The 26,470-nt window shown below is 68.7% G+C and carries 16 protein-coding genes; 6 read left to right on the top strand and 10 right to left on the bottom strand.

Annotation, left to right across the window (positions count from 1 at the left end):
- Nucleotides 1-142: 142 nt before the first annotated feature.
- On the bottom strand, nt 143-1,093 hold the full coding sequence (locus HUA74_RS02825) for a diguanylate cyclase (protein ID WP_371745476.1): 951 nt from the start codon (nt 1,091-1,093) through the stop codon (nt 143-145).
- Nucleotides 1,094-1,223: 130 nt separating this feature from the next.
- Between HUA74_RS02825 and HUA74_RS02820 the strand changes: the two genes are divergently transcribed.
- A complete protein-coding gene (locus HUA74_RS02820; RefSeq protein WP_174453316.1) occupies nt 1,224-2,018 on the top strand; it encodes a glycosyltransferase family 2 protein in 795 nt (264 codons plus the stop codon).
- 7 nt (nt 2,019-2,025) lie between these two features.
- On the top strand, nt 2,026-2,874 hold the full coding sequence (locus HUA74_RS02815) for a ChbG/HpnK family deacetylase (protein WP_174453315.1): 849 nt from the start codon (nt 2,026-2,028) through the stop codon (nt 2,872-2,874).
- A gap of 154 nt (nt 2,875-3,028) precedes the next feature.
- On the opposite strand, the gene HUA74_RS02810 is transcribed toward HUA74_RS02815, so the two are convergent.
- The 9 genes from HUA74_RS02810 to HUA74_RS02770 form a co-directional block, all read right to left on the bottom strand.
- A complete protein-coding gene (locus tag HUA74_RS02810; protein ID WP_174453314.1) occupies nt 3,029-3,697 on the bottom strand; it encodes a bifunctional 2-polyprenyl-6-hydroxyphenol methylase/3-demethylubiquinol 3-O-methyltransferase UbiG in 669 nt (222 codons plus the stop codon).
- Nucleotides 3,694-4,827, bottom strand: coding sequence for a mannosyltransferase family protein (locus HUA74_RS02805; RefSeq protein ID WP_174453313.1), 1,134 nt, complete (start codon nt 4,825-4,827; stop codon nt 3,694-3,696). Before HUA74_RS02805 ends, HUA74_RS02810 begins: the two co-directional genes overlap by 4 nt.
- Before the next feature lie 84 nt (nt 4,828-4,911).
- Nucleotides 4,912-7,143: a fatty acid oxidation complex subunit alpha FadJ gene (gene fadJ / locus HUA74_RS02800; RefSeq protein ID WP_174453312.1), complete on the bottom strand. Its 2,232-nt coding sequence runs from the start codon at nt 7,141-7,143 to the stop codon at nt 4,912-4,914.
- Entirely contained in the window at nt 7,143-8,444 is a 1,302-nt protein-coding gene (fadI, locus tag HUA74_RS02795) for an acetyl-CoA C-acyltransferase FadI (protein WP_141641046.1), read from the bottom strand. The genes fadJ and fadI overlap by 1 nt, the downstream gene beginning before the upstream one ends.
- Before the next feature lie 205 nt (nt 8,445-8,649).
- A complete protein-coding gene (locus HUA74_RS02790; RefSeq protein ID WP_254614256.1) occupies nt 8,650-10,101 on the bottom strand; it encodes a hypothetical protein in 1,452 nt (483 codons plus the stop codon).
- Nucleotides 10,102-10,426: 325 nt separating this feature from the next.
- The gene (gene hemE, locus HUA74_RS02785) at nt 10,427-11,473 is read right to left on the bottom strand and encodes a uroporphyrinogen decarboxylase (RefSeq protein WP_174453310.1); all 1,047 of its coding nucleotides are present in this window, start codon (nt 11,471-11,473) and stop codon (nt 10,427-10,429) included.
- Between the two features lie 13 nt (nt 11,474-11,486).
- Nucleotides 11,487-13,991: an alpha-amylase family glycosyl hydrolase gene (locus HUA74_RS02780; protein ID WP_174453309.1), complete on the bottom strand. Its 2,505-nt coding sequence runs from the start codon at nt 13,989-13,991 to the stop codon at nt 11,487-11,489.
- Entirely contained in the window at nt 13,982-15,481 is a 1,500-nt protein-coding gene (locus tag HUA74_RS02775; protein ID WP_174453308.1) for a hypothetical protein, read from the bottom strand. Before HUA74_RS02775 ends, HUA74_RS02780 begins: the two co-directional genes overlap by 10 nt.
- Nucleotides 15,482-15,520: 39 nt before the next feature.
- Nucleotides 15,521-17,962, bottom strand: coding sequence for a glycogen-debranching protein (locus HUA74_RS02770; protein WP_174453307.1), 2,442 nt, complete (start codon nt 17,960-17,962; stop codon nt 15,521-15,523).
- 221 nt (nt 17,963-18,183) lie between these two features.
- Between HUA74_RS02770 and HUA74_RS02765 the strand changes: the two genes are divergently transcribed.
- The 4 genes from HUA74_RS02765 to HUA74_RS02750 are packed head-to-tail and all read left to right on the top strand — an operon-like array spanning nt 18,184 to nt 26,431.
- A complete protein-coding gene (locus HUA74_RS02765; RefSeq protein WP_174453306.1) occupies nt 18,184-19,272 on the top strand; it encodes an ABC transporter ATP-binding protein in 1,089 nt (362 codons plus the stop codon).
- Nucleotides 19,269-21,449 carry an extracellular solute-binding protein gene (locus HUA74_RS02760; protein ID WP_174453305.1) on the top strand — a complete coding sequence of 727 codons (2,181 nt, stop codon included), beginning with the start codon at nt 19,269-19,271 and terminating at the stop codon, nt 21,447-21,449. The genes HUA74_RS02765 and HUA74_RS02760 overlap by 4 nt, the downstream gene beginning before the upstream one ends.
- Nucleotides 21,446-22,294 carry a sugar ABC transporter permease gene (locus HUA74_RS02755; RefSeq protein WP_174453304.1) on the top strand — a complete coding sequence of 283 codons (849 nt, stop codon included), beginning with the start codon at nt 21,446-21,448 and terminating at the stop codon, nt 22,292-22,294. The genes HUA74_RS02760 and HUA74_RS02755 overlap by 4 nt, the downstream gene beginning before the upstream one ends.
- 6 nt (nt 22,295-22,300) lie before the next feature.
- A complete protein-coding gene (locus HUA74_RS02750) occupies nt 22,301-26,431 on the top strand; it encodes an IPT/TIG domain-containing protein (protein WP_254624873.1) in 4,131 nt (1,376 codons plus the stop codon).
- Nucleotides 26,432-26,470 lie beyond the last annotated feature (39 nt).

The following is a 26,470-nucleotide window of genomic DNA, read 5'->3' as shown; positions in this document are numbered from 1 at the left end:
GCAATGCGTTTGCCAGCCGGTGGGGCACTGCAAACCCATGGAATCACGAGATGATTCGACTCCCCGACAATCGAGGGCCGGGGTCATCTTAGACTCATCCCCTATTCATGGGTCAATGCCAACCCAGGGTCTTTGACCCAGGTCAGTCGCCCTGCGAGGAGGAGGGCGGCAAGAGGGACATTTGAGAGTGGAGACAGATGCGATCCCTCCCCTCGTCCTTGGCCCGGTAGAGGGCCTCGTCGGCGGTGAGCAGCAGCTGCTCGGGGCTGAGGACGGTGCGGTGGGGAAAACTGGAGACGCCCAACGAGGCCGTCACCAGAAGTGCTCCATCCGGCCCTACCCGCAGGGTCGCCAAATCCCGGCGGACACGCTCCGCGACGGAAAGGGCACCCGTCAGGTGGGTGCGAGGCAGCAGGACGGCGAACTCCTCGCCCCCATATCGAGCCACCAGGTCCGTCTCGCGCACGCTGCGCTGGAGGGCGGCGGCCACCTCCCGGAGCACTCCGTCCCCCGCGGTATGGCCGTGCCTGTCGTTCACCTGCTTGAAGTGGTCCAGGTCCAACAGGATGAGTGCCAGCGGGTCGTCGTAACGCTGTGCCCGGCGGAACTCCTCGCGCAGCCGCTCCTGGAAATGGCGGTGGTTGTGGACCCCCGTCAGCCCGTCCGTCGAGGACAGCCGCTGCAGCTCACCCACCTGGTTGGATAGCTGGGTCAGCCGGGCCTGGGTCCGCAGGCTTTTTTCCACCCGGGCCCGCAGTTCTTCCGCATCCCATGGGTCAAAGACGACCTCAATTCCCTGGGCGAGCGCACCCAACCAGACGCCCCGGGTTTCCCTGTCCGCCAGGAGCACGACGGGGGGACCTGGCGGTCCTTCCAGGGCCAGCAACTTGTCGAGCCACTCCAGGGATGACGGCTCGCCAGCCGAGCGGGCGACCCACACCACCAGGTCCACCTCTCGCGCCAGCCGGCCTACCTCGGGCCCTGGGGAGGCCAGCCGGAGGCAGAAGTCCTCCGGCCCGAGCGCCCGCGCCAGCCGGGCCAGGGTTGACTCCGCTTCGTCCACCACCAACAAGGTGCAGGGCCTGAGGGTCACAGTATCCCCGGAAAATGGTAACTCCACGGTACCACACAGGTGCTCTCGGGTGGGAGCCCCATGATTGATTTAGGACCCAGGGCTTGGTACCGAACCGCCCGAGCAGTCCCCCCGTACCCCGAGGTCCTCCGTGGCCAAGTACCCCAGCATCAGCCTCTTCCTTCCCGCCTGGAACGAGGAGGACTACGTCGAACGGGCGGTGGGGAGGGCCATGGAGGTGCTGCCGCAACTGACGGACGACTTTGAAATCATCGTCGTCAACGACGCGTCGACGGACCGGACGCAGGAGCTGGCGGAGGCCATGGCGCAGCGGATTCCGCAGCTGCGGGTCATCACCCATCCGGTGAATCTGAAGTTGGGCGGGGCGATGCGCACCGGCCTCGCGGCGTCGACGAAGGACATCGTCGTCTACTCGGACATCGACCTGCCGTGGGACCTGCGGGAGCTGGAGCGCTCGCTGCACCTGCTGGAGTACCTGGAGGCGGACATGATTTGCGCCTTCCGGTTCGACCGCACGAGCGAGGGGCCCAAGCGCATCGTCTACTCGTTCGTCTACAACATGCTCATCCGGGCGCTGTTCGACATCCAGATCAAGGACGTCAACTTCAGCTTCAAGGTGATGCACCGCCGGGTGCTGGAGTCGATGGAGCTCAAGAGCCAGGGCTCGTTCATCGACGCGGAGCTGGTGGTGAAGGCCATCCGCAAGGGCTTCCGCGTGTTCCAGATGGGCGTGGACTACTTCCCGCGCACCCGTGGCGTGTCCACGCTGGCCTCGCCCTCGGTCATCGTGAAGATGGTGAAGGAGCTGGTGAAGCTGTACCCGGAGACGCGCACGCCGACCCCGCCCACGCAGCCGGTGCGCCTGCCTCCGTCGGTGCAGCCGCTGCGCACGGTGTCCTCGGGCGGCCGTACGGCGCGGGGCTGAGCGGGCCGTGACTTCGCGCCCCACGCGCCTGGTGGTGAATGCGGACGACCTGGGGCTGCACCCGTCGCTGGACGCGGGCATCCTCCGAGCGCACCGCGAGGGCATCGTCACCAGTGCCACGTTGCTGGCCATGGGGCCCACGGCCAGCGAGGCCGCTTCCCGCGCGAAGGCGCAGGGGCTCGCGGTGGGGCTGCACCTGGCGCTGTCCACGCGGCTGGCTCCGGCCGCGCCCGCGGAGGCGGTGAGCACGGTGGCCCCTGGAGGCAGGCTGCGGGGGAGCTGGGCGGACTTCGCGCGGGACTGGCTCCTGGGGAAGGTGCGACGCGAGGAAGTGGCGCTGGAGCTTGACGCGCAGCTTCAGCGAGCGCGCGAGCTGGGCGTGGCGGTGGACCATCTGGACGGGCACCAGCACCTGCATGTGCTGCCGGGCATCCGGCCGCTCGTGGAGTCACTGGCCGCGCGCGAGAAGCTCCCCGTGCGCTGGCCGGACGCCCTGCCCCGCGTGTCGTGGCTGCGAACGCCTGGGCCCGCGCTGAAGACGACGCTGTTGACGGTGCTGGCGCGCACCGCGCCTCGTGCGCCCCAAGGCGTGCGACGGGTGAGCGCGGGAGGCGTCTTCGAGGCGGGGCGACTGGACGAGGCCGCGCTGCTCGCCGCGCTGGACGCCCTGCCCTCGGGTGACTTCGAGCTGGGCTGCCATCCCGGTGAGGGCGCGCCGCAGGTGCCAGAGGACCCGGCGTGGCGTTATGGCTGGCAGGCGGAGCTGGCGGCGCTCACCAGTCCTCGCGTGAGGGCGCGCCTCGACGAGCGAGGCATCCGGCTCCACAGCTACGGGACGCTCGCCTCCGCGACGTAGAGCACACGAGCGAAGGCAACCCGCCTCGCGTCACTCGCCGCGGCGCAATGGCGCGCACGACCGAGTTCAGCCCGCATTGAATCGCGGCACAACGTTCGCGTCGCTCGCCTGGCTCACGACAGAAGGCGGCCGCCTCGCGTCGTCGCGGCACGACCTACGGAGCACTCGCCTCCGCGACGTACAGCACGTGAGGCGTCGTGTAGCCGCGCCCCAGGTCCACCACCTCGCGCACGGTGAAGCCCGCGTCCTGGAGCAGGGCCATCATCTCCGCGCGAGGCTTGAGCACCATTCCACCGCTCGCCTTCGTGCGCCCCAGCAGCGACACCATCACCCACTCCTGCGCCAGCGCCTTGCGGTGCTTCCAGGAGCCGTCGCCTTCCACCTCCTTCAACAGGAAGCGTCCTCCCGGCTTGAGCAGGCCATGCACCGTGCGAAGGAACGCGGGCCACTTCGCCTCGGGCAGCAGGTAGAGCACGTCGCACACCACCGCCGTGTCACATGCGCGCGGCAGCGCGGGGGCCAGCACGTCCTCCACCGTCCCCTCCGCGAGCTTCACTTGCGGCAACCCCGACAGCGCCTCGCGCGCCCACGTCACCTTTCGGGGGTCCGGGTCCACGCCGTGCACCGTGCGACTCGGCTCCGCCAACGCGAGCAGCGCGGAGAGCAGGCCGTGTCCACAGCCGATGTCCGCCACGATGCCACCCGACACCCGCTCGGCCACCGCGAGCAGCGGAGCGGAGGACGCCCGCGCATGCACATGGAAGCGCTCGGCGGCAGGGAGTCCGGCGTACAGCGCGAGGGCCTGCTCGAGGAGCGTGCTCATGAGATGTAGTAGTCCGCGCCAAAGGCCCACGACAGGACGAGCAGCGACACCGCGCCCACCGCGAGCGCCCCTTGAAGCACGCGCGGCCGCTGCCTCAACAAGAGCGCGCCCGTGAGGAAGACCGGGAACGAGGACAGCAGATACCGCCCCATGCCCATGAAGTCCTTCGTGGACCATGCAGGCAGGCCGACAATCGCCAGCACATACACCGCGTAGCCCCACCCCAAAAGCTTGCGCGTGGGCCACACCAACGCGAGCGCCAGGAAGGTGAAGAACGCGTGCGCGGCCAGTCGGAAGGCCTCGCGCTTGTCCGTGGGATTGAGCACCACGCGCTCGAACCAGCCCACCTTGAGCCACGTGTGCCAGCCGGGTTGCTGCGACCAGCCCGCCGCGCCCTGGACCTTCACGAAGGCGAGCGGGTCTCCGAACTGGTGCCACAGGTAGAGCATGTAGCAACCGAAGCCCAGGCCCGAGAGCACCGGCATGAAGTCCACCACGCCCCACTTCTCGCCCCGCGCGTGTTTCCACTCCAGCCGCCGCACGAGAAGCCCCAGCACCACCGCGGGCGCTACCGGCCGCGCCGCCGTGGCCACGGCCGCCACCAGCACCGCCGGAGCCAGGTGCCCCTTCTCCAGGAGCAGGAAGGACGACACCACCAGCAGGACGAACAGCGCGTCCGAGTACATGGCGCCGTAGAAGTACATGGTGAAGGGATACAGCGCCATCAACAGCCCGGCCTTCAGCGCCGTGTCGTCATCCGTCAGCAGCTTCGCCCAGCGCGTGAACATCAGCAGCGCCAGCGGGCCACACAGCAGGGTTATCAGCACCCCGGCCTGATAGACGTTGGGCCCCAGTGTCTCCACCGCGCGGATGACCAGCGGATAGAGCGGGAAGAAGGCCACCGAGCTCTGCTCGCCCGGCGTGTACTGGTAGCCCTCCTGGGCAATCCGCATGTACCAGCTCGAATCCCACGCCACCCAACCCATGGTGACGTACTCGTCCAACCGGACGACGGGGTTCTGCGGATTCTTGTGGAAGTAGCGCCACGCCCCCGCCGCCGCGGCTGCGCCGCAGAGCAGGACTGCGACGAGGACAACCAGGGCGATGGTGCGGGACGCGGAGCGGGCCATGCGGGCGGCAGGCTGTTCCTAGAACACCGCCCCGGTCAAGCACCGGGGTGGGAAGTCGCGCCCCCCACCCCGGTCACCTCGCGCTCAGCGCGGGTAGAACGTCTTGCCTGCCTTCACCATCTCCACCAGGAGCGGCGCGGGCGTGAAGCGCTCACCGAGCTTGTCCTGGTAGTGCTCCAGCTTCCGCAGCAACTCCGCGGGCCCCTTGCTGTCAGCGAAGTGGAACGGGCCCCCGAGGAACGGCGGGAAGCCCAGGCCGAAGATGGCGCCCACGTCGCCGTCGCGCGCGCTGCGCAGGATGCCTTCACCCAGGCAGCGGATGGCCTCGTTCACCATCTGGAACACCAGTCGCTCCGCCATCTCCGAGGCATCGAACGACTTGCGCTCCTTGCCGTGCGGCAGGAGCCCGTAGACGGTGGGGTCCACCTCCTTCTTCTTGCCGTTCTCGTAGAGGTAGAAGCCCTTCTGGCTCTTGCGGCCCAGCCGGCCATCGGCCACCACGCCATCCAGCGACTTCGGCGCCGCCATGCGCTTGCCGAAGGCCGCCTCCATGATGGGCCCCACCTTGTGGGCCACGTCGATGCCCACCTCGTCCAACAGCGTCATCGGCCCCACCGGGAAGCCGAACTCCACCAGCGCCTTGTCCAGCGCGGCGATGTCCGCGCCCTCGGCCAGCAGGTGCGCGGCCTCGTTCATGTACGGCGCGAGGATGCGCGAGGTGTAGAAGCCCGGACCGTCGTTCACGACGATGACCGTCTTGCCCTGCTTGCGCCCTACCTCCACGCAGGTGGCCGTCACCCAGTCCGCGGTGCCCGCGTGGGTGATGATCTCCAGCAGCGGCATCTTGTTGACCGGGCTGAAGTAATGCATGCCGATGACCTGCGCGGGCCGCTGGCTGCCCTTGGCCAGCTCGGTAATCGGGATGCTGGAGGTGTTGGACGCGAAGATGGCGTCGGGGCCGGTGACGGCCTCCACCTCCGCGAGCATGCGGTGCTTGAGCTTCAGGTCCTCGAACACCGCCTCGATGACCAGGTCCGCCGCCTTGAAGCCGCTGTAGTCGGTGCCGGCCGTAATCCGCGCCTGCTTCGCCGCCGCCTCGCGCCAGGTGAGCGAGCGCCGCTTCACCCGCTCGTCCAGGATGCCCTGCACCTGCTTCATCGCGCGGCTGGCCCCCGCGTCGTCCTTGTCCTTCACCCGCACCTGCGCGCCCTGGAGCACACCGGCCACGTAGGCGATGCCTCCACCCATCAGCCCGCCGCCCAGCACGGCCACCTTCTTCACCTCGCGCGGCTTCACGCTGGCGTCCGCCGTGCCGTTCTCCTTCTTCAGCGCCGTGGTCGCGAAGAAGACCTCCACCAGCCGCTTCGACACGTCCGACATCACCAGCTCGCCGAACGCCTTCGCCTCCGCCTCCAGGCCCGCCTTGCGCCCGGACTCCAGGCCCACGCGAATGACTTGCAACGCCTTCTCCGGCGCCGGGTACTTGCCGCGCGTCTTCTTCCTCAGCTGCTTGCGCGCCTGGTCGAAGAGGACCTTGCGGCCCAGCGGGTTGTCCTCCAGGGCGACCTCCGCCCACAGCTCCTTGTTCGCAAGTCCCTGGAAGAAGCCCGCGACGCCCTTCTTCTGCCCCACCGCCTTGAAGCCCTGGCCGTGCGCGCGCTCGGGCGTAAGCGTGCCCGCGGCCAGCTCCCGGGCGCGCTGGAGCGCGATGGCGCGGAGGATGGGCGTGGGCACCACCTCGTCGACGATGCCCAGCTTCTTCGCCTTGGACGGCTTGACGCTCTTCCCGGTGAGGATGAGGTCCAGCGCCGCCTGCACACCGATGAGCGCGGGCAGCCGCTGCGTGCCGCCGGCGCCCGGAATCAAGCCGAGCTGCACCTCCGGCAGGCCGAGCGTCGTCCTGGGGCTGTCCGTGGCGATGCGGTAGTGGCACGCCAGCGCCCACTCCAGGCCTCCGCCCAGACACGCGCCGTGGATGGCCGCGACAACGGGCTTGGGGAACGCCTCCAGCCGGTCGAAGCCCACCTGCCCCTGCTGGCTCATGGCGGTGGCGTCCTCCGCCGTCTTGAGCGTCTGCAGGTAGTCGATCTTCGCCCCGGCGACGAAACTGTCCTTCTTGCCGGAGATGAAGACCACCGCCTTCACCTGGGCCTCGCGCTCCACCTCCTCCAGCAGGAGCGTGAAGGCCGCGCCCACCTCGGGGGACAGCGTGTTGACGGCCGAGTCCGGCAAATCGAACGAGACGACGGCGACGCCGTCCTCCACGGTGAGGGAGAAGCCCTGCTTCGCCTCCAGCTCTTCAAGCTTGATGGCCATCACGCACGCTCCAGGACCACCACGGCGCCCAGGCCGCCGGCGGCGCAGACGGTGCACATCACCGTGTTCTTGTTCCGACGCTTCAGCTCGTTGAGGGCCTGCGTGACGATGCGCGCCCCCGTGGCCCCGAAGGGATGGCCAATGGCGATGGAGCCGCCCGTGACGTTGAGCCGCTCGCGGTCAATCTCCCCCACCGGCTCGCTCCAGCCCGCCTTCTTCGCGAACGCCTTGGACGCGAGCGCCTGGAGGTTGCTGCCCACCTGCGCGGCGAAGGCCTCGTGCATCTCCACCAGGTCGATGTCCGAAAGCTTCATGCCCGCGCGCTTGAGCGCCGTGGGCACCGCGTACACCGGCCCCTGCAACAGCTGGTCTCCCGGGTCCGTGGCCGCGTACGCGTGCGAGCGCAGGTAGCCCAGCGGCTCGTACCCCAACGCCCTCGCCCGCTCCTCGCTCATCAACAGCAGCGCGGCGGCGCCATCCGTGAGCGGCGACGCGTTGCCCGCGGTGACGGTGCCATACTTGCGGTCGAACACCGGCTTGAGCTTGCCCAGTGCCTCCAGCGTGGAGTCCTCGCGGATGATGTTGTCGCGAGTCACCGTCTGCTCGTACTGGGGCGGCACCGAGACGTGCATCACCTCGTTGTCGAAGCGCCCGTCCTTCCAGGCCGCCGCCGCGTTGCGGTGCGACGCCCATGCAATCCGGTCCTGCTCGTCGCGGGAGATGCCGTTCTCCTTGGCCATCTTCTCCGCGCTCTCGCCCATGGACAGGCCCGTGGAGTACTCGGCGATGGCGGGCGGCACCGGCACCAGATCTGTCGCCTTGAGCTTCTGGAAGGGCCTGAGCTTCTCTGGCAGCGAGCGCCCCTTGGAGGCCGCCGCCAGCGCATGCGCCAGGGGCCGGCTGGTGAACACGGGCGCGTCCGACATCGCCTCGGTGCCGCCGGCGATGGCCACGTCCACCTCGCCCACCGCAATCGAGTTGGCCGCCGTCGTCATCGCCTGGATGGACGTCGCGCAGGCCTTCGTCACCGTCGCCGCTTCAATCTTCATCGGCAGGCCCGCGGCGATGACGACTTCGCGGGCGATGGACGGCGCGGTCAGCGACGGAATCACCGTGCCGAACACCAGCTGGTCGATGACGTTCGGGTCCAGGTCCGAGCGCTGCACCAGCTCCTGGACCACCATGCGGCCCAGGTCCAACGCGGTGAGCCCGGCGAAGACAGTGCCCGCCTTGACGAATGGGGTCCGCAGGCCGCGGACGATGGCCACCCTGCGGTGACCGTTACGCTTCTCGCTTGCCATGTGTGCCTCACCCTCCTGCGACGACGAGTGAGGTCCATCTAACGGGCGGTGATGCGCCGCGTCAACCCGCGATTGACTCAAGAGTCAATCCGCGAGCACTTGTCGCGAGGCACGTCCGGCTCCCAATAGAGCGAGGGGGCGAAGGACCCATGACGGGCACCTCCACCCCCTCGTCCTGCTACTCACGGGGCCGGGCCCCGTTCACCTACTTCTTCGCGTTGGTGCCCGCGCCGGTGTCCGACTGCGGACCCACGGTGATGTCGAAGCGCACGCCACCCGCCTCTTCGACCTTGTCCGGCTTCTCCTCGCTGGCCGAGTGCTGGACCAGGTCCACCGCGAACTTGCCCTGGTCCGCATCAGTCACCTGCGCGACGAAGCGCACGCCGACATGGTGAGCGCCGTTCGGGTCCAGAATCAGGCCCTCCAGCCGCGCGCCGTTCGGGTTGACGATGCGCACCTGGCGCTCGCCCACCACCTCGAAGCCCGTGCCCTGGTGCTGCCAGCGCGCCCACAGCTCCTCGGGCAGGGTCAGGAAGAGCTGGCCGCGCTCCAGGAAGGACGGGCCGCCGGTGCGGTCCGGAATGCGAACCTCCAGGGCCGCCGTGCCGTGGGCGTCACGCAGCAGGTTGCGCAGACGGAAGTCGTACTCGCTCGCGGGCGCGAACGGCGTCAGGTTCACCACGTTGATGTTCTTCCACGCCAGGTTGTTGTTCCAACGCGTGTTGTTGAGCGTGTTGGAGCCCGCAACCTCCACCAGCGTCATCGGGTCCTGCGTCGACACCCACCGCGACAGCAGGCAGTAGTGGCCCGGCGCCGGCACGCCCGTCCAGGGCACCATGAACTCCTGCGTGGCGCCCGCGGGGATGCTGACGGCGATGGTGCCAATGGGCGCCCAGTCCGTGGGCCACACGGCCGCGCCACCGGAGCCGGTGTAATAGACGAGCAGCGTGCCACTCGCCGGGTTGCCCGGGGGCACGAGCGGACCGTTGTTGCGCAGCGTCACGTAGACGAAGTTCGTCTGGCCGAACTCCGGGTTCTGGTGGCCCACGCAGCCGGCCGTCTGGCAGACGCGGATGTCGGGGCTGATCCAGATGGGGTCCACCGTCGGCGTGAGACCGAAGTCGCTGCCGTTGTCCTTGGAGTACACGTCCACGCGGCACTGGGTGATGGTGAGCGAGACGAAGTCCACCGCGGAGTCGTCCTGGACGATGACATCCACGAAACCCTGCGCGTTGAGGGTGGGGATGAGGTTGACCGCGCCGGGGAGCGCCGCCAGGTTGAGGTTGATGGTGCCCGTGGCGCCAAAGGCGATGCCCAGGTTCGTCAGGGAGTCGCCAAAGCCGGTGGCGACCTGCGTGCCCGCGGGGCCCATGAACAGCAGACCCATGGAGTCATTGCTGCCCAGGTTGCGCACCGACATGCGCAGGGTGGCGCCACAGATGGGGCCATTGCGACGCAGGTTGGTGAAGGTGGTGGCGAACCACCGGTCGATGCTCGTGTCGTCGAAGGCACGCGAGCCGGGGAAGGTGTAGTTCGCCGCGATGTAGTTGAGCATGCCCGTGCTGGGCGACACCGGCTCGGTGGGCAGCACGAAGCCGTCCGCGACGCCGTGGGTGAAGGTCTGCGCCTGGGCGGTGCCGCTCCAGGTGAAGGCCATCAGGGCCAACAAGGTGATGGCTGAGCCAAGGATGGTTCGGGGGTGTGAGTGACGATGTTGCATACGCTCCTCGTGGTGCCGCGGGTTCAGCCGCACCGGTCCGGGTCGAAGAGGTCAGAATCGAGATGAGTGAATGAATGGCGGGCTGCGGCTGGAGAGGGAGCAATGCTCGTGCCCAAAACCAAACAAAGACATTGCGGGGATGACGCACCGCTCAATGCCTCGCGCAGAGACCTTTCACGCCACAAGAGTCGAGCTCCGTGTGGCGTGAAAGGTTACGTCGGGCCGCGCGCATTCCCAGACGGCGCGCAGCGGCCCTGAAGCTTTACGGTGTCAGCGTTCCCTGACGAAGCGCGAAGCCGTGGCGGTGCACGGCCTCCACGGCGAACTTCGCGGCCTCGGGGTCCGTGGGCGGGAGGATGCCGTGGCCCAGGTTGAAGATGTGCCCCACGGGGCCCGCGCGCAGGAGGATGTCTTTGACGCGCCCATCCAATTCCTCACGCGGAAGGAACAGGTGCAGCGGGTCCAGATTGCCCTGGACGGCGATGTCCGGCCCCAGCACGCGCCGGCCTTCGTCCATGGGCAGCGTCCAGTCCAGGCCCACCACGTCCGCGCCCGTGCGCTGGAGCAGCGGCAGGTGCGTGGACATGCCCACGCCGAAGACGATGACGGGCACGCCGGTGGCCTTCAGCTCGGACACCATGCGCGTCAGGTAGGGCAGACAGAAGCGCTCGTAGTCCCACGGCGACAGCTCGCCGCCCCACGAGTCGAAAATCTGGACGATGCTCGCGCCCGCCTCCACCTGCATCTTGAGGTAGGGGATGAGCGTGTCGGTGAGCTTGCCGAACAGGCGGTGCGCGAGCGCGGGCTGCTCGAACATCAGCCGCTTGATGAGGATGTAGCTCTTGGAGCCGCCGCCCTCCACCATGTACGCGGCCAGCGTGAAGGACGCGCCCGCGAAGCCGATGACGGGCACGGAGTCGTTGAGCGCCTTGCGGGTGCGGCGGATGGCCTCCGCCACGAAGCCCGTGCCCTCCACCGGGTCCGGCACGCCCAGCCTGTCGATGTCCGCCGCGGTGCGCACGGGCTCCGGGAAGTGCGGGCCCTTGTCCCCCAGCTCCAGCGTGATTCCCATCGCCTCCACGGGAATCAGGATGTCGGAGAAGATGATGGCCGCGTCCACGCCCAGCCGTGTCACCGGCTGCACCGTCACTTCGGCGGCCAGGTCCGGGTGCTTGCACAGGTCCAGGAAGGCGATGTTGCCGCGGATGGCCCGGTACTCGGGCAGGTAGCGGCCCGCCTGACGCATGAGCCACACGGGCGTGGTGTCGGTGGGCTGGCGGCGTGCGGCGCGGAGGAGTCGGTCGTTCACTTCGGGCTCTGGGTCAAAGCTCCGGTCGGGAGCGGAGAAGGATGGGACGGATGAGGGACCACGGTGCCGCGGCAGCGGGGCGCTGCTCCCAGGCCACTTCCACGCGAAGGGGCTCCTGGCTCGCGACGTCGGACTCATCCGACTGGGGAACGTAGAGCAGACGGTTGGGTCCCGCTTCCCAGGAGAACTTCCCCGGGCCGTCGTCGCGGACGAGCTTGTACTCGAAGACGCCCCCCACGGGCAGCGACAGTGTCACCGCGCCGGCCTCGGGGCGCAGCGAGCGCTCGGCCTTCCACCCGCCCAGCTCCGGCCCGCCGCCCACCACGCGCACGGACGCATCTCCCGTCGCGAGCACCACGGTGCGCCGCTCGCCTTCGCCGCGCGACCACGCCCGTGCCTTCCGGGCGAGCGCCGCGAAACCACCCGGCGTGCGCGGCTTCAGCCGACGCAGCGTCACCTGACCGGGCGGATTCGTGACGTGGAAGTACGCGGACTCGGCGAGCCGCCCCAGCATGCCCTGCGAGCCCGTCAGCGGATCCACGCCCTGGCCGGCCTCGCCCAGCGCCTCCGGCAGGAACACATCCCGGGGCTTCGTCCCGGAGTTGATGCCGATGAACACGGCTTCGTCGGGAGTCACACGGGCGTAGGCGAAGAGGTCCTCCCGGGCGGCGAGCACCAAGGTCTCGCCACGCTGGAGGGCCTCACTGCCCCGCCGCGCTTCCAACAGCCGACCAATCCACGCACGCAGCGGGTGGTCCGGCGTGAAGCGCATGTCGCCCCGGTTCTCCGGCTCCTTCGCGCCGGTGAGCCCCTCCTCGATGCCGTACGTCAGCGCCGGCACCCCCCGCGCGGTGAGCTGCACCGCCAGCGCCCGCTTCACCTTCTCCACGTCGCCGCCGCACTCGCTCATGACGCGGGGCAGGTCGTGGTTGTCCAGCAGCGTCACCATGGAGCCGGGCGCCGGGTTCAGCCGGTCGTTGAAGAGGACCGCGCCCAGATGCGCCGGCGAGCGACCCCGACAGAAGACATCCACCAGCGCGAAGGCCAGCGGGAAGTCGAACATCGTCCCGAAGCGGCCCTCCTTCATCACCCGCGACAGCAGCACCGGGTCGCCGTCCAGCAGCTCGCCCAGGAGGAGGAAGTCGTTGCCCGCGTGCGCGCGCAGGTCGTCGTTGTAGCGGGCCCAGAAGTCCATCGGCAGGTGCTTGACGGCGTCCAGGCGGAAGCCCGCGGGCTTCACCGCGTCCACCCACTTCAGCGACTTCGACAGCAGGTGCGCGTAGACCGCCTCCTGCTCCACCGCCAGGTCCGGCAGCCCGTGCACGTCGCGCATCACCAGCTCGCGCGAGTCATTCCAGTTGTCGATGGGCCCCAGGCCGTGGAACCACTCGGGCTTCTCGCGCGTGAGCCGCGTCTCCGGGCCCACGTGGTTGAGCACCACGTCCAGCACCAGCCGCATGTCCCGGCGGCGCAGCTCGTCCGACAGCCGCGTCAGCAGGGCCTCGTCACCGAAGCGCGGCTCCACCCGCCCGAAGTCCTCCACCCAGTAGCCGTGGAAGGCGCCGTAGCCGTAGAACTTCTCCGTCCGCATCTGGAAGACGGGTGAAAGCCACACCGTGCGGACACCGAGCGACTTCAGCCCGTCCAGTCGGTCGATGACACCTCGCAGGTCTCCGCCGTGAAAGGCCTGCGCGTCCTTCGCATCCACCGTCCCGTCATTGCCCGCGTCCCCGTTGGAGAAGCGGTCCACCATCACGAAGTAGATGGCGTCTCCGGCTGGCGGCGTCCACAGGCCCCTGTACGGCGCGGGAGAGGGAGGCGGCACGGGAGGAGCCTCGGGCCCAGGAGGCGGCAGCTCCGTCGGCGTGCTCTTGCCCGGCTCGATTCCCTCGCCGGCCGGCGCGTCCAGGCCGGGCACCACGCCAGGGCCCCCTTCCGTGTTCGGCACCAGCATGGGAGAGGCGAGGAACGAGTCGAACAGCGCGGCGGCCTGTCCCGAAATCTGCCGCGACACCTCGTTCTGCGCGTCATCCTCGCGCTGCTGGTCGAACTGGAGCGCGGCGCCGTAGTCCTGCAAATCACTGGTCGGCTCCAGCGTGGACGTGGCGCGGTTCGCCGTCGTCTTCACGTACACGTCCCAGGAGAAGCGCCCCCCCACCTGGCCGAAGAACGACACCCGCGTCTCCACCAGCAGCAGCAGCGGAGCCTCCGGGGCCTGCGCCTTGAGCATCGCGAAGCGGCGCTGCGAATCCGTCACCTTCGCGAAGTCGGTGGCGTACCGCTCGTAGGGCACCTCCTGCACCTGGAGGTTGCGTTTGGCCAGCGCCTCCAGAACGCGCTGACGGACGCCTTCGGGGACCTGGGCCACGGTGCCGCGTCGCTGCGCGTCGTCCCGGATATAGGCCACCGCCACCACGGTGCCCTCGGGCGCCAGCACCGGCGGCCCCTGCCGCTTCAGGCAGCCCGACGCCATGAGCGCCAGGATGAGGACGACCACCCACCGCTGTCTCAGAACCATCCTTCGGCCTCGATGGCGACCACCGAGTGCCAGTGGCGCTCGGGGCCGATGTACGTGTTGTACTGGTCCAGGCTATCCACGAAGGAGTTGCCGAACGCCGCGTGCTGCGAGGAGTGCTGCAAGCCATACAGCAGCCGCAAGCTGGGGCGCGCGTAGATGCCTCGTCCCGTTGGATTGAGGACGACACCCACCTTGCCCTGCCACGTGTTGCGCGTGTCGCTGTCGCCGTACTCCAGGCCGCGCGAGTCCGGGATGCCCCCGGAGTTGGTGAACACCGAGTCCACGTGGTTGCGATACAGGTTGCCGTTCTTGCTGCGCTCCGTGGCGATGCTCGTCTCCACCAGCAGATGCACGCGCTCGGTGAGGAAGTACTGGAGCCGCAGCACCGTGGACGCGATGAGGCGGTCGTCGTCGCCGGGCTTGATGGCGTTGTCCTCGTTGAACGCGTACCCCACCCAGACGCCCCACAGAGCCTCCAGCTTGTCGGGGATGAGCTTGATGTAGGCCTCGTTGCCCAGCGCCGCCTCGTAGCGCTCGTCGGTCTGGTCCGCGATGAAGACCGAGAACTCCCTGTCGCGAACGCGCTCCGTGTAGGACTGGTCCGGGTGCTTGCGCTCGAAGGTGAGGTACAGGTTGTCCCAGATGAGCGGCCCCACGTTGCCGAAGCCCACGTAGCCCATGGCCCGGTATGACAGCGCGCTGCGGGGAGTCAGGTTGCCCACCTCGTAGTCCGCCTGACCCGGGTTCTGCTCGAAGTAGCGCTGCACCACCTCGCGCCGCACGTAGTCTTCGTAGTTGGTGTTGGGCGACGCGTAGAGCGCGTTGCGATTGCCCCGCACGTCCGGCTCGTAGCCGAGCTGCCCGCGCACCCCCAACTCCAGGTGCCCCGGAATCAGGCGGTAGCGGAAGGACGCGGCGCCGGTGAGCACCGTGTTGTACTTCTGGGGACGCAGCGTGTAGCCGCTGTCACCCACCGCCAGCAGCACGTCGTAGCGGTCTCCCTGGTATGTGCCGGACAGGCCCACGGTGTCCCAGAGCAGTGTCGCCGGCCGCTGGTCGTAGATGTGCAAGTCATTCCAGCGGTCCTCGAGCGTGCCGAGCTGCCACGTCACCCTGTCGAGCAGGATGTTGCCGGCGCGCACGAACAGGTAGTCCGCGCGGAAGTTGACGAAGGAGCCGTTGCCCGGGTCCGCCGAGCGGAACGAGGTGCCGGAGAAGCGCGTGTGCACCTCCGCCCAGGCCTCGTCGGTTCCCGGCGCGGACTGGAGCACGTCCAGCCTCAGGTTCAGCTCGCCGTAGGGGCTCTCGTTGAGGAGCCGGCCGTACAGCCAGTAGTACCCGAGCTGGCCGGAGCCGCCCGAGAAATCCGGGCGGGTCATGATGCGGAAGTAACCCGCGGCGCCGAAGCGATCTCTCGACGCGTCGGCCAGGGTGACGAGCGGGATGAAGAGCAGCAGGAGGGCGCCGAGGCGCGCTGGCAGGACTCGCATGGACGGGCCCCGCTTATAGCGCACCTCGCCTGCCTGCCCCTACTCCGCGCGCAGGACGACGATGGTGCGCTCGGGCACCCCGTAGGTCACCCCCGTCACGGGGGACGGCGCGTCGAGCCAGGAGTTGCCGGTGACACGGGGCTCCAGGCCCGTGGCGGACAGGTACTCGGGACTGTCGAAGTACGCCTGGGTGTCGATGAGCCGCTTCCACTGGCGCCCCGGAGGCAGGGTGAACTCCACCGCGCGCGGCTCCATGTTGATGAGCACCACCAGCTCCGGGCCGAACGACGTGTCGGGGTAGTGCATCATCAACTGCTTGGTGTCCCAGCCCACCTCCTCGGTGTTCTGGGCGCTCTTCCACACCAGGGGCGAGCCCTTCTCGTAGTCGGGCGGCGCAAAGGCGTAGGCGTGCTCCTTGCGCAGGCGGATGGCGGCCTTGACGAACTCGTACATCCGGTGCCGCTCGTCGCGCGCCAGGTAGGCGCCCCACTGGTACCAGTTGAAGGGGTTGTCCGCGCGCGTGGAGTAGGCGTTGTTGTTGCCCAGCTGCGTGCGCATCCACTCGTCGCCGCCCAGAATCATGGGCGTGCCGTGGCTGATCATCATCGCCATGAAGGCGTTGCGCATCATCTGCCGGCGCATGCTCTCCCCGCGCGTGTCACCCACCGGGCCCCAGTTGCGCGAGCGGTTGTGGTCCTCGCCGCTCACCTTGTCGCAGAAGGGGCTGTTGGGCGTGTCGCAGCACACCGGGTTGAGCGGGCCGCACTTGTTCTGCTTCACCTCGTACGTGAACAAGTCATACATCGTGAAGCCGTCGTGCACGGTGATGAAGTTCATCGAGTGGTATGGGCGCCGGCCGTTGCGCGAGTACCACTCCTTGCTGCCGTACATCAGGAAGGCGCCGTCCGCGGAGCCCGGCCTGCCGCACAGCGAGCCCTCGTTGGAGTTGAGCTTCCAGTCGTCGCGGTTGATGAACGCGCGCCACCAGTCGCGGAAGCGGCCGTTCCACTCGTACCAGCCGTTGCCGGGCTGGGTGAGCGAGTTGGGGAACTCGCCCATGGGCATGCAGTACCAGCCGCCCGCGCTCCAGGGCTCCGCGATGATGCGCGTGTTGTAGCGCTGGAGCACCGGGTCATCGACGATCTCCTGAAGCACCGTGTTCTTCGGGTCGTCCCAGCGGTTGTAGTCCTGATCCCTCTCGCCCAGGATCGGCGCCAGGTCGAAGCGGAAGCCATCCACGTGCAGCTCTTCGACATAGAAGCGCAGGCTGTCGATGATGAGCTTGCGCATGGGGCGGTGGTTGGGCCGCGTCTGGTTGCCCACGCCCGTGTTGTTCCAGTACGTGCGCCGGTCCCCGTTGAGCCCGTAGTACGCCTGATTGTCGATGCCGCGGAACGAGTACACGCCGGCGACCTCCGCCGGGTCCAACGAGTCCAGCGGCTCACCGGGCAGCACGTCGTCCGACTCCAGCTTCTCGCGCCAGAGGCCGCCCTCGCCGGTGTGGTTGTAGACGACGTCGACGATGACCTCGATGTCGCGCTTGTGCAGCTCCTCCACCATCCACTTGAACTCGTCGACGACCTCGTTCGGCCGCTTGAAGGCGGCGTAGGACAGCTCGGGCGCGAAGAAGTTGATGGTCTGGTAGCCCCAGTAACCGCCGTCCAGCGGCTTCTCGTGGATGGGGAGCAGCTCCACGGCGGTGATGCCCAGGTCCTTGAAGTAGTCGGCCTTCTCGCCCAGGCCCCGGTAGGTGCCGGGGAAGCGCACGCCGCTGGCGGGGTCCGCGGTGAAGCCCTTGGCGTGGACCTCGTAGACGATGAGGTCCTGCCACTTGTGGCCCGCCCACTGCTCGTTCTGGCGGTTGTCCCGCCACTGCCGCTCCCCGTCGCCCCACTGGTAGTCGCTCTGGACGAGGACGCTCTTGGCGGAGGCCGCGTACGTCACCTCCGTGCGCGCGGGCCCGCTGGCGGTGCTGCCCTTGCTCCAGTCGTGGTCCCGGTGCAGCGCCTTCGAGTAGGGGTCCGTCAGCAGCTTGTTCGGGTTGAAGCGGTTGCCGTCCACGTCCGCGTCCGCGCGGAAGCCGTGGATGGAGCCGGGGAACCAGCGTTGATCGAACTCCCAGTTGGGACCCCAGGCCCGGAAGCCGTAGTGCTGCCCCAGGCCCACGCCCTCCACGTAGACGTTCCACACGTCCCCGTAGCGCGTCAGCTCATAGGTGCGCGAGGGCCGGTTGCTCTCCGGATCATCGAACAGGAGCAGCTCCAGCCGCGTCGCGTTCTCCGAGTAGAGGGCGAAGTTGACCCCCTGGTCGGTGAACGTCGCGCCCATGTGCTTCATCGACTCGACGTCCTCGACGGTGTAGCTCGGGGCGCGGGCCTCGCTGTGGTAGAGCCGGACGTAGTCGCTCTCGCTGCAACCGACGGCGAACAGAAAAGCGACCAGGGTCGCGCCCCTCGAGAGGGACCAACGGGGAGTGCTCATACGGTGGGGTAGACCTCGACGGACCGGATGTCAGCTTCCATAACAAGCGCCTTCTGGGGCTGACAAGGCGGCCACCCCAGTTGTCCCTCTACGGACCCCGGAAACTTCCGGATGGCCCGGCGCGAGAATAACGCACCGCGCCCAACCGGCGAGGTTTGGGGAAAGCGCGACGCTCCGGGTAATGTGCCCCGCCGTTCTCTCCCCTCATTTTCGAGCGCGTCTTGTCCGAAGTCACCTTGAGCGGAATCAAGAAGTCGTTTGGCCCGAACCTCATCGTGAAGGGCGTGGACCTTCAGGTGGGACAGGGCGAGTTCCTGGTCATGGTGGGGCCGTCGGGTTGTGGAAAGACGACACTCCTGCGGCTCATCGCGGGGCTGGAGCAGGTGGACTCGGGCGAGGTGCGGATCGGCGGGGCGCGCGTCAACGACGTGCCCCCGAGGGATCGCGACGTGGCGATGGTGTTCCAGTCGTACGCGCTCTACCCGCACATGACGGTGCGGGAGAACCTGGCCTTTGGCCTGACGCTGAGGAAGTTCCCCCCGGCGGAGATCGCCTCCCGGGTGGCTGAAGTCGCGACGATGCTGGAGCTGGGCCACCTGCTGGAGCGCAAGCCCAAGGCGCTGTCGGGTGGACAACGTCAGCGGGTGGCCATGGGGCGAGCCATCGTCCGGCGCCCGAAGGTCTTCCTCTTCGACGAGCCCCTGTCCAACCTGGACACCGCCCTGCGAGTGCAGATGCGCGGGGAGCTGGCGCGGCTGCACCGCCGGCTGGGCGCGACGATGATCTACGTCACCCACGACCAGGTGGAGGCGATGACGCTGGCCACCCGGGTGGCTGTCTTCAACGCGGGCGTGTTGCAGCAGGTGGGACCGCCGTTGGAGCTCTACAACCGCCCGGCGAACCGCTTCGTCGCGGGCTTCCTCGGCTCGCCCGCGATGAACTTCCTGGAGGCCCGGCGCGACGGCGCGAACCTGGTGGGCAAGGGCTTCACGCTGCTGTCCCCCTCGGACCTCGCCCCGGGTGCGACGAACCTCCTGGTGGGCCTGCGGCCCCAGGACCTGCGCGTGGCGGCGCTGGGCCCCCTGACGGGCACGGTGGACGCGGTGGAGCGGCTGGGCTTCGACGGCTATGCCTTCGTCAGCACGGAGGCGGGTCCGGTGGCCGCGCGCTTCGACAAGGGCTCCCAGGTTTCGGTGGGAGACAAGGTGTCGCTATCGCCGGTGGCGGACGCGCTGCACGTCTTCACCGAGGATGGGTCCGTGGCCCTGCGCCACCCGGTGGACCGCGAGTCGCTCGAGGTGGCGTCTTGAAGAGGCTGCTGGCGCTGGTGCTGCTCGCGACGGCGTGGAGCGCGCACGCGGCGGAGCCCCAGACAGCACCCCTCAAGCTGTGGCACGCGTACCGGGGTGGCGAAGAGGCCGCGCTCCTCCAGGCGACCACGCTCTTCACCGCGAAGACGGGCGTGCGGGTGGACATGCTCGCCCTGCCCTATGACGCCTACGCGTCCAAGCTGACCAACGCCATTCCCCACGGCGCGGGGCCCGACGTCTTCATCTTCAACCACGAGCGGCTGCGCAACTTCCAGGGACAGAACCTGCTGGCGCCCACGACGGCGACCCTCGTCCGGGCCGACTACTTCGCCAACACGGTGGAGGCGCTGGAGGTGGATGGCCAGGTGTACGGCTATCCGATGTCGCTCAAGTCGCTGGCGCTCTATGTGAATACGAAGCTGGTGCCGCGCCCGCCCACCACCACCGCGGAGCTGCTGGCGCTCCTGCCCACCCTGTCGAAGCCCGAAGAGGGGCGCTTCGGGCTGGCGTACGAGAGCGGAGACTTCTACTTCCACGCGCCATTCCTCTTCGGCTTCGACGGGCCGCTCTTCGACGCCACGGGCCGCGCGAGCTTCGACACGCCGGGGATGGCGCGCTCGCTGGCCTTCGTGAAGCGGCTCCAGGACGAGCGGATGATGCCCCAGGAGGTGTCTGGCGCGCTGGTGAAGACGCTCTTCAACGACGGCCGCGTGGCGATGACCATCAGCGGCCCCTGGTTCGCGGGAGAAATCGCACCGTCCGTGCAGTACCGCGTGGTGGCGCTGCCCACGGTGAGCGAGACAGGCACGCCGATGAAGCCCTTCCTCGGCGTGGAGGCGGCGTTCGTCTCCTCGCGCACGGAGCAGGCCGCGCGGGCGCACGAGCTGGCGCGATTCCTGTCGCTGGGCGAGGCGTCGCGGGTGCGCACCACGGTGGGCCGGCAGATTCCGGCGGACGTGGCCGCGTACCAGCTCCAGGAGGTGAAGGACGACACGCTCATCTCCTCCTTCCGCGAGGCGGCGAAGGACGCCACGCCCATGCCCAACACGCTGGAGATGGCCCGCGTGTGGGAGCCGATGAAGCTGACGTTGCGCGCGGTGCTCCAGGGCGGAACGCGGCCCGAGGACGCGGGTGCGCTCGCTGACCGTCGCTACCGGGCCCTGCACCGGGAGCGCCCACCCGACGCCAGCCCCATGCCCTGGCTGGGTCTCGCCGGAGTGATGGTCCTGGGCGGAGGCACGGCGTGGGTGCTGCGGCGGCCGGCACAGAGCCAGACATTCCGTCAGCGCTATCCGGATGTGTCGCGCGCGGTGGCGTATGTCGCGCCCGCGGCGGCGGGTCTGCTGGTGCTGGTGTTCATCCCCTTCGTGGTGGGCCTGTCGCTGTCGCTGTTCCACCACGACGCGGGGCAGTACACCTTCGTGGGCCTGGCCAACTTCGTCGACATCCTGGCCAGCCGTGGCTACAGCATCACCGAGCCGCTCTCGTTCTACTTCACGCTCGCGGTGACGCTCTTGTGGGCGGTGGTGAACGTGGTGCTGCACGTGAGCATCGGCCTGGGGCTGGCGCTGGTGCTCAAGGACCCGCTGCTCAAGCTGCGGGGGATTTACCGGGTGCTGCTCATCATCCCGTGGGCGGTGCCCAACTACATCACCGCGCTGATGTGGAAGGGGATGTTCCACCGGCAGTTCGGCGCCATCAACGGCCTGCTCGTCGCGCTGGACCTGGAGCCGGTGAGCTGGTTCACCCGCTTCTCCACGGCCTTCGCGGCCAACGTGGCGACCAACACGTGGCTGGGCTTCCCGTTCATGATGGTGGTGGCGCTGGGCGCACTGCAGTCCATCCCCCCGGAGCTGTACGAGGCGGCGGAGGTGGACGGGGCGAGCAAGTGGACGCAGTTCCGGCGCATCACCCTGCCCCTGCTCAAGCCCGCGATGTTGCCCGCCGTCATCCTGGGCAGCGTGTGGACGTTCAACATGTTCAACATCATCTACCTGGTGTCCGGAGGCGAGCCGGGCGGCGCCACGGACATCCTGGTGTCGGAGGCGTTCCGCTGGGCCTTCCAGCGCAATGAGCAGTACGGCTTCGCGGCGGCGTACTCGGTCCTCATCTTCGTGGTGCTGATGGGCTGGTCCGTCTTCACCCGGCGCCTGATGAAGCCCGAGGAGGCGTCATGAAGAAGCCCTCCGGCTTGAAGATGGCCGTCATCCACATGGGGCTGAGCCTGATGTGCATGGTGACGCTCTACCCGGTGCTGTGGGTGGTGAAGATGGCGCTGTCGCCGTCGGACGGCCTGTCGCTCACCGCCAACCCGTTCCCGGACGCGGTGACGTTCGACCACTTCCGGGAGGTGTTGCTCGGCTCGGATGCGCAGGGGCGCTGGGTGTTCGGCCGGCAGGTGCTGTCGAGCTTCATCGTCTCCGGCGCCACGACGGTGGTGGGGCTGACGCTCGCGGTGACGGCGGCCTATGCGCTGTCGCGCTTCAAGTTCCCGGGCAAGGAGGGTGGCATGCAGGCCCTGCTCGTCACCCAGATGTTCCCGGCGACGCTGATGCTGGTGCCCATCTACGGCATCCTCCAGAAGCTGAGGCTGCTCGACAGCCTCACCGGGCTGGTGCTGGTGTACGCCACCACCGCCCTGCCCTTCTGTATCTGGATGCTGAAGGGCTACTTCGACACGCTGCCGCGTGAGTTGGAGGAAGCGGCGGTGATGGACGGAGCCTCGCCCTTCCAGGTGTTCATCAAGGTGGTATTGCCGCTGGCCCGCCCCGCGCTGGCCGTGACGGCGCTGTTCTCCTTCATGACGGCGTGGAACGAGTTCGTCCTCGCCGCCACGCTGATCAATGACCCGACCCGCTTCACCCTGCCCGTCGCCCTCCAGCGGTACGTGGGCGAGTACAAGGTGGAATGGGGCAAGTTCGCCGCCTGCGCGTTGATTGTCTCCGCGCCGGTCATGGCGTTGTTCTTCGCTCTCCAGAAGCACCTCGTCGGCGGGTTGACCGCTGGCGGCGTCAAGGGGTGATGGCCGATGTCGTCGCGTTGTCCGCGGTCCCTTCTTCTCGTGTTGTCGTTGCTCGTCGTGGCCTGTGGTGATGACCCGGAGGGCGGCCAGCCACCCTCGCTCACCCCGCCCACCGTGAGGGAAATCACCCCCACCGGTGGCCCCATCGCGGGCAACACGCTCATCAACGTCTATGGCTCCGGCTTCGAGCCGGGCGCGAAGCTCTACCTCGGCAACCAGGAAGCCCTGCGCGTCGTCGTGGTCAACGCCTTCCGCATCTACGGCTACTCCCCTTCCGCGAGCACCGCGCAGGTGGATGTGCGCGTGGTGAACCCGGACGGCGCCTATGGCGTGCTGGTGAAGGGCTTCCTCTACGAGGGGCCCCCCACGGCGAACATCGACCAGGCCGAAATCATCAACGGCAACACCGACGCGGTGAGCGGCGGGCAGCCGGTGGGCGTGCTGGTGCGAGGCGCCATCACCGTGGCCGGCCTCACCCGAGGCGTGGGTCAGGGCGGCGGCGTGCGCGCGCAGGTGGGCTTTGCTCCGGCGAACGGCGAGCTGCTCAAGACGGAGAGCTACACCTGGGAGGAGGCCACGTACGAGGGCGACTCCGACAGCGGTGAAGCGGACATCTACAAGGGCAACGTGCTGTTGCAGCCAGCCATCGGCGGAGAGAGCCGCGAGTGGGTCATCACCATCCGCTTCTCCATCGACGGAGGAAAGACGTGGGTGATGGCGGATGGCGATGGCACCGCGAACGGCGTGACGGAGGACATGCTGCGCCGCGTGTTCATCACCCGGCCGCGCGTGGACTACTGCAAGCTGGGTCCCGACGGGAACCGCGCCAACCCGGAGCTGTTCTACCGCCCCACGGACTCGACGCTGATCAAGGTCGCGGGCCAGGTGTACGCGGCGGGCATCACCCAGGGCGCCGGCGCGGGCTCGGGACTGGTGGCGCAGTTGGGCATGGGGCCGGTGGACTCGGACCCTCGAAACTCCGCCGCGTGGACGTGGGTCCCCGCCGTCTACAAGGCCGAACACGGCAACAACGACGAGTGGGAAGCGGACCTGCCCAACCCGGGCACGGTGGGCACGTACAAGCTCGCCTTCCGCTTCAGCATCAGTGAGAACGCGTGGCGCGTGTGCGACGCGGACGGCGTCAACGACAGCGTCGAGGGCGAGCTGACCTTCAGCCTGGCGAAGCTGGGCACGCTCACCGTGGGCACCGAGGCGCCGAAGCCGCCCGTCAGCTGGTGCAAGATTGGCGAGGACCAGAAGGCCCCCGAGGTCATCAACTACCAGACCACGCAGACGTCGGGACTCAAGACGGTCTTCGCCCAGGTCCACATGCCGGGCGTGACGGACAAGGTGGGCGCGGGCCCGGGCATCTCCGGCCAGCTCGGCTGGGGGCCCGCGGGGGAGGACCCACGCACCTCGCCCTTGTGGAACTGGGCCACGCCGCTGGCCTGGGCCAAGGACAACTTCGAGGTCAACGACGAGTGGAAGGGCACGCTGCCCAACCCCGGCCTCAATGGCGACTATCGCTACGCGGTGCGCTTCAGCGCCAACGGCGGTCCCATCCGCGTCTGCGACGGCAACGGCGTGGATGACGGCGGCCAGGACTTCGAGCTCGCGCAGCTCGGCCAGCTCACGGTCGCGGGCGAAGTGGTGGTCCCCAAGGTCATCGGCTACTGCAAGCTGGGCCCGAACGGGAACGACACGCCGGAGACGGTGACGTACGCGACGGACGCGGTGGCCAACCGCAAGGTGGTGGCGCAGGTGTTCGTGCAGGGCGTGACGAGCGGCGCCGGCGCGGGCACCGGACTGGTGGGCCAGGTGGGCTGGGGGCCCGCGGCGGAGGACCCCGCCACGTCGGCACAGTGGAACTGGACGACGACGGCTGCGTACAAGGACGAGGTCGGCAACAACGACCAGTTCGAGGCCACGCTGCCCAACCCGGGCACGCTGGGCAGCTACCGCTTCGCCTATCGCTTCAAGGTGAACGACGGTGCGTATCTGCTGTGCGATTCGGACGGCAACAGCGGCGGGGCCGCGGGCTTCGACCCGACGAAGATGGGCACGCTCACCGTGAGCGCGGCGCAGGACATCTCCATCGGCTGGTGCAAGCTCGGCGGTGAGGCCATCGAGCCTCCGCCGAGCGAGGTGTACCGCGTGGGCCAGGCGACGAAGGAAATCTACGCCCAGGTCTACATGGAGGGTGTCACGCCGGGCACGGGCGCGGGCGCGGGCATCCAGGGACAGGTGGGCTACGGCCCGGAGGCGGACGCGCCGGAGACGGCGAGCTGGCAGTGGACCTCCACGGGCGCGAGCTTCAACCGTGAGTCAGGCGGAGGCGGGAGCAACGACGAGTGGAAGGCCGCCCTGCCCAACCCTGGGACGGTGGGCCGCTACAAGTTCGCCATCCGCTTCAACGTGAATGGCGGTGCGTACCGCTACTGCGATGCGGACGGCCTCGGCAACGGCTTCACGCTCGCCCAGGCCGGTGGCTTGGAAGTGAAGCCCGTGGCCGTGGACGCGTGCCAGTTGGTGGGTCCGGCCACGTTGAGCGCGACGCCGGGCGGCGCCACGCAGGTGGTGCACGGCAAGGTGCTCGTGACGACGGTGACGGACGGCACCAGCGGCGCGGCGGGCGCGGGAATCACCTCGGAAGTGGGGTATGGCCCGGCGAGTTCGGACCCGGCGACGGGGACGGGCTGGAACTGGAAGGCCGCGAGCTTCTCGGGCGAGATGGACAGCGGCGCGCAGGACTCCTATGAGACGTCGCTGACGGCGCCCGCCGCGGAGGGCACCTACGCGGTGGCCGTGCGCTTCCGGTATCAGACCGAGGCCTGGGCCTATTGCGACCGGGACGGCAGCGCCAACGGCTACCAGACGGCGCAGGCGTCGGTCCTGACGGTGGCCGCGGTGGTGCCGCCGCAGGTGGACTGGTGCCGCCTGGGCGGTGAGACGCAAGCCGCGCCCCCTGTCGAGGCCTACGCCATTGGTGAGGCGGCCTCGAAGGTCATCGCGGTCCAGGTGCACGAGGCGGGCGTGACGCCGGGCGCGGGCGCCGGTGCGGGCATCGTCGCGGAGCTGGGCTACGGACCGGCTGGCAGCGCCCACACGAGCGGAGGCTGGCAGTGGACGGCCGCGACACATGGCGCCGACACGGGCAACACCCAGAACGACGAGTACCGGGCCACCCTGCCCAACCCAGGCACGGCGGGCAGCTTCCGGTTCGCCTACCGCGTGAAGCTGGGCACGGGCCCCTACGTGTACTGCGACGCGGACGGGACGGATGACGACTTCGACATCGCGGACGCCGGCACGTTGACGGTGCAGGCGGCGGCCACGGGCGTCTGCCGGCTGCAGAGCGTGAGTGGGACGACGGTGGGCAGCGGCGACGCTGTCACCGTGACAGGCCGCGTGCGCATCCCCGGAGTCACCAATGGCCCCGGTGCGGGCACAGGGATCCAGGTGCAGGTCGGCCTGGGCAACGCGGACACGGACGCCTCCACCACCTCGGCGTCGTTCACCTGGAAGCCGGCGACGTACGCCGGAGAGGCCTCGGGTGAGGCGGACACGGATGAATTCACCACCGAGCTGCGTCCGGCCTACACGACGAGTCGCGCCGTGAGCCTGCGCTACAGCACGGATGGCTCCACGTGGACCTATTGCGACAAGGACGGCAGCGACGTGGGGGGCTACACGCTGGGCCAGCAACACGCCCTCACCGTCGGAAACCACGCCGGCATCGACTACTGCCGGCTCCAGTGGCCGCTGAAGCTCAGTGATTTGAGCGGCAACCGAACCATGTACGGATTCATCTACGAGGACGGCGTCACCAACGCCCCTCCTCCGGCCACCACCCTGTCGGCGGAGCTGGGCCACGGCCCCAAGACACAGGACCCGGGTGTGAGCCCGGCCTGGACCTGGGTGGCTGGCACGGTTCAGAGCGATGGCGGCAACGACGACGAGTACAAGGCGGACCTTCCGGTGAACGCCGCCCTGAACCACGGCTACCTGTGGCGCTTCCGGGTGGGCACCGGCCCGTACTGCTACGGCGACTGGCAACCCAATCCTGGCGAGGGCGGCTCAGCCAACGGCGTGGCCCCGGAGAACCTGGGCACAGTGGACGTCGCGCCCGTCCCCTAGGCCCCTAAGTCACCGGCCGCACGAGCGTTTTCACGCTCC

Source organism: Myxococcus sp. CA051A, from assembly GCF_013336705.1.
Lineage (GTDB): Bacteria > Myxococcota > Myxococcia > Myxococcales > Myxococcaceae > Myxococcus > Myxococcus llanfairpwllgwyngyllgogerychwyrndrobwllllantysiliogogogochensis.
The sequence above is the reverse complement of the archived record's forward strand: the minus strand, read 5'-3'. Positions and strand labels throughout refer to the sequence as shown.

Coding starts and splice junctions, on each gene's coding strand:
- HUA74_RS02810 (WP_174453314.1), bottom strand. CDS start 3,697: ATGAGCACGCTCCTCGAGCAGGCCCTCGCGCTGTACGCCGGACTCCCT.
- HUA74_RS02805 (WP_174453313.1), bottom strand. CDS start 4,827: ATGGCCCGCTCCGCGTCCCGCACCATCGCCCTGGTTGTCCTCGTCGCA.
- fadJ (WP_174453312.1), bottom strand. CDS start 7,143: ATGGCCATCAAGCTTGAAGAGCTGGAGGCGAAGCAGGGCTTCTCCCTC.
- fadI (WP_141641046.1), bottom strand. CDS start 8,444: ATGGCAAGCGAGAAGCGTAACGGTCACCGCAGGGTGGCCATCGTCCGC.
- HUA74_RS02790 (WP_254614256.1), bottom strand. CDS start 10,101: ATGGCCTTCACCTGGAGCGGCACCGCCCAGGCGCAGACCTTCACCCAC.
- HUA74_RS02780 (WP_174453309.1), bottom strand. CDS start 13,991: ATGGTTCTGAGACAGCGGTGGGTGGTCGTCCTCATCCTGGCGCTCATG.
- HUA74_RS02775 (WP_174453308.1), bottom strand. CDS start 15,481: ATGCGAGTCCTGCCAGCGCGCCTCGGCGCCCTCCTGCTGCTCTTCATC.
- HUA74_RS02770 (WP_174453307.1), bottom strand. CDS start 17,962: ATGAGCACTCCCCGTTGGTCCCTCTCGAGGGGCGCGACCCTGGTCGCT.
- HUA74_RS02755 (WP_174453304.1), top strand. CDS start 21,446: ATGAAGAAGCCCTCCGGCTTGAAGATGGCCGTCATCCACATGGGGCTG.
- HUA74_RS02750 (WP_254624873.1), top strand. CDS start 22,301: ATGTCGTCGCGTTGTCCGCGGTCCCTTCTTCTCGTGTTGTCGTTGCTC.